General features: G+C 36.4%; 4 protein-coding genes. 1 reads left to right on the forward strand and 3 read right to left on the reverse strand.

Annotated features, from left to right (window positions below; translation table 11 throughout):
- Positions 1 to 420 precede the first annotated feature (420 nt).
- The 3 genes from WBA23_RS07045 to WBA23_RS07055 form a co-directional block, all read right to left on the reverse strand.
- The gene (locus tag WBA23_RS07045; RefSeq protein ID WP_424581554.1) at positions 421 to 915 is read right to left on the reverse strand and encodes a hypothetical protein; all 495 of its coding nucleotides are present in this window, start codon (positions 913 to 915) and stop codon (positions 421 to 423) included.
- Positions 916 to 921: 6 nt separating this feature from the next.
- Positions 922 to 2,145: a sensor histidine kinase gene (locus WBA23_RS07050; protein ID WP_424581555.1), complete on the reverse strand. Its 1,224-nt coding sequence runs from the start codon at positions 2,143 to 2,145 to the stop codon at positions 922 to 924.
- A 418-nt stretch (positions 2,146 to 2,563) separates the two neighbouring features.
- Entirely contained in the window at positions 2,564 to 2,944 is a 381-nt protein-coding gene (locus WBA23_RS07055; RefSeq protein ID WP_424581556.1) for a hypothetical protein, read from the reverse strand.
- Positions 2,945 to 3,090: 146 nt separating this feature from the next.
- On the opposite strand from WBA23_RS07055, the gene WBA23_RS07060 reads away from it, so the two are divergent.
- On the forward strand, positions 3,091 to 3,823 hold a 733-nt coding region (locus WBA23_RS07060), incomplete at its 3' end, for an aminotransferase class I/II-fold pyridoxal phosphate-dependent enzyme (protein ID WP_424581557.1).

A 3,823-nucleotide genomic window follows, 5' to 3' on the forward strand; every position in this document is an offset into this window, starting at 1 on the left:
GTTCAGAAGTAACAGTTTAAAAAATAAAAACTATAGCTCAAAAAATCTAAACTACATATGCCCTCACTTATACACTACATTACAACTATGCTGCCAATGCTGATAAAGCACAATTGGGTGATAATTATACTAAAAGCGGGGTTTTTTTTACCCAAAAATGATTAAATGATGGGGATATAATTACTCAAGTCCCCAATTATTCAACATAATACTTTTAAAGAGCAAAATATAAATGCTTTTTTTGGGAATATATTCTTTTTATAAGAATATATCCGTACATTAGAGTCAACAAAATATTTTCGCTATGAATAAGCACAACCAAACAAGTACATTGGAAGAAGTTAGAATTAAGCGAACTGAAATTATTGGAACAATCGCTCTCCAGTATCTTCAATCTATTAGAGTAAAAACAACCTCTAACTAGGATATAAAGGAGAATTCATTTTCATTATAAACGCGCATCATTCTAACTGGGCGTTTTTCTTTCATAGTCCGACTCATATCTACTTCTCTGTCTACCCAATCCCCGATTGCAGATTTATTCTTAAGCATATTTAATGCAGATGTAAGCCAAACCTGCTGGCCAGGAAGAACTTTACGTAGGGGTTGCTCAGTAACGAATCGGATGCAAATTTCATCAGGTATTTCTTCGCCCGGAAATATAGGCTTTACCTGATTATAGACTAATGATAAAGGTTCAGTAGCATATTCTATAAGTTCCCAAGCAAGGTTGGGAATATGGTAGACGAATCGGTGAATCTGCTCAATATGAGTAAGCCAAATAGTATAACTTGGTTGTCTTTTAGTGGGCGAGATAAAAGAAAGAAGTTGTTGACAAGCAGTCACATTGGAGAAAGGAACAGCTATTATATCTTCAGGAGTATTTTTTAATAGTATTTTAAAAGTTGAGAGCATCTGATACTAAAATTTATCCAAAGAAGGAAGATATATTTTTATTTCTGTTCCATAATCTACTTTGCTTTTTATTTTCATTTCACCACCTAATTTTTCAATATTTGATTTTACGATAAATAGCCCTAAACCGCTTCCAGAGGAAGTGCTACTACCACGATAAAACATATCGAATGCCCGATCCAAAACGGTTTTGCTCATTCCTTCGCCATTATCTCTTACTGTTATCTCAATACCACCTCGACGAGGTTTAGTAATCACTTTAACGTAAGGTGCATTATTGATGTATCTATGGTACTTAATACTATTTTCAACTAAATTCTGTAAAATAGAACGAAATAGTTTTTCACTACTCTTAAATATTACAGGTGAATCATTTTCTAATGTAATATTAACTTTCTCACGATTAGGATAGTTTGCTAAACTATCAATTACATCAAGTATGCATAAAGTTACGTCAAACGATTGCATGTTTAGTTTAGTACGATCCGTAATGCCTATTTCAAGGAGTCCCATAAGCGTAGAGTTGAGTTTGTCAGCACTCTGTTTAATAAGCGTGAGGTAGTATTGTAAGGTAGGTAGGTCAGTTTCGGTTTGTTCAATTACCTGGAGCAATCCCTGCATACTAGCTAATGGACCTTTCAAATCATGAGAAACTCGGTATACTAACGTTTTTAATTCGTCATTCTTCTGGCGTAGCGCGTTTGAGGTAAGTTGAATATGTTGTAAATCTTTAGCAATGAGTACATAGCCAATACTTTCACGATTATCTCTCAATCTAGACAATGAGATAGTAACCGGTAATCTACCTGAGCCAGACATTTTGAAAGAGGCCTCTAAATTGTAAATTTGCTTCTTCTTTCGTAGGGAATCTTTAAGGTTAGTAATAAACTTCGCTTTTCTTCCGTCGAAAAGTATATCTAGAGGCTGATTTATAAAGTAAGATTCAGGCTGAGCTAATAGCTCACATACCTTCTGGTTTACCTGCTTGATGCGCAGATGCTTATCAAAAATAATAAGCATATCTACAATACCTTGTAAAATAGAGTTGAGGTAGTTACGGGAAATTACGGTGTCTCGTAATTCTTCACTAAGCATATTAACACCAGAAGCAATGGCATCAATATCATCGAATTTATCTGAAACTGGTGCCAGATGCCGAAAATTACCTTCAGCAATTTCCAATAATGCCCGATTAATAGCATCTATTCGCTTGTCTCTGTTTGGGGGCATAGATTCCGTTGTCTTATAGTGATGGCTATTGAACAAGTCAAGCTAAAGCCTACTGGTTAAAATACAATAAAAATACACAAAGTTTTTTGAGAAATTATGAATTGAGGGGGGCATTATCAATTTATTGACTAAAAACTTAATTAATGCTCTGTATGTCCCAATAAGAACCGCACAATCTGACTGAGATACACGGTACTCTGAAAGGCAATCGAAAGCATTTGTAAAGTGCTCTAATAATTTGACCCTAATTTACTCTGTCCACTTCTATGGTTGAATACGGGTTATTCTAAAGCAAATTAGCTATAATCTGCCGCGATAGGTAAGTATTTTCTAAGCAAAATACGGAAGCAGAAGAACTTACGTTAGCGTAGCTATCATTGAAAGAAAATGGTAACTTACTATTCTGCAAGCTGCTCAGTTAGTCAGTAAAGCTCACAATCCACTCAGTTGCTTCCGTTGAGTTGGTAAAAAATCTAAAAGGATATTCTGGGCGATAGAATTTGACAAAAAAATTACCCATCATGCGTGTGACCGGATTATTAAGAACAACTGCGAGCGCCAGTAAGTCTTTACCCGCTTTAGAAGAAGCGAAAAAGGTGCGAGCATCTTTATCTACGTGTTTCACATTGGAAATATCAACAATAGAAGCAATCTTTCTACCTTCAGTTATGTCCAATCTATAAGCTGTAGCTTCCTCGGCAATGGCTAAGTTTATAATAGCGACTTTATACTGTGCATGCAGTACGCCATTACAAAACTGTATGGAGATAAAATCATTTTCGTAAACCTGGTTTTCCATACATCAATAGTACATGAAACTTTAATTGTAAAGGATGATTGTTGGAAAAATACTTACACATGTGAGGATAAGTATAGTTGTGCAAATTTACCGATTATTTTTTTGCATAATCTTGTCATATCACTTACAAAATAAAACTATCTATTATGGCAAAATCGAAGCATAATCATCTATTGGATACTATCGGTGACCTAATCCTCAATGCCAAAAAAGAGGGTTTGGTTCATTTATACACCGAAGGAAATCACTTTGATGGTAGACACATTCAAGTTGAGGGAAAGAAATTATTTCATTTTGGTACTACGGGTTATTTGGGGTTAGAGCAAGACCAGCGATTGAAAGACGCGGCAATTGATGCTATTCAACGTTACGGCACTCAGTTTCCTTTATCAAAGACCTATGTATCATTTGTTATTTACAAAGAGCTAGAAGAAGCAGTTCGCCGGATTTATAACAGCCCAATAGTAATTACCAAAAACAGTACGTTAGCGCATATCGGGGTTATTCCTACCATTGTGCGCGATGAAGATGTGCTAATTCTTGACCAACAGGTGCATGCTAGCGTGCAGAATGCTAGTCAGTTGTTAAAAGCTCGAGGTACCTCAGTACAACTAGTGAAGCACAATGACATTAACATGCTAGAGAACATGCTAAAGCGACTACGCAATAAGCACGAGAAGATTTGGTATGCGGCCGATGGTGTGTACTCTATGTTCGGCGATGTAGTGCCACTAGACCAATTGTTGCCATTGATGGATCGCTATCCTCAACTTCATCTGTATATTGATGATGTACACGGGATGAGTTGGGCTGGAGAGCATGGTGCTGGCTACGTAATGAGTCAACTAGGAGCTTTACGCGAACGGATCGTGCTGGTAG

Origin of the sequence: Tunicatimonas sp., from assembly GCF_049647865.1 — a bacterium.
Lineage (GTDB): Bacteria > Bacteroidota > Bacteroidia > Cytophagales > Cyclobacteriaceae > Tunicatimonas.

Excerpts from the sequence above, each read along its gene's own strand:
- WBA23_RS07055 (WP_424581556.1), bottom strand. The coding sequence starts at position 2,944 with ATGGAAAACCAGGTTTACGAAAATGATTTTATCTCCATACAGTTTTGT.
- WBA23_RS07045 (WP_424581554.1), bottom strand. The coding sequence starts at position 915 with ATGCTCTCAACTTTTAAAATACTATTAAAAAATACTCCTGAAGATATA.
- WBA23_RS07050 (WP_424581555.1), bottom strand. The coding sequence starts at position 2,145 with ATGCCCCCAAACAGAGACAAGCGAATAGATGCTATTAATCGGGCATTA.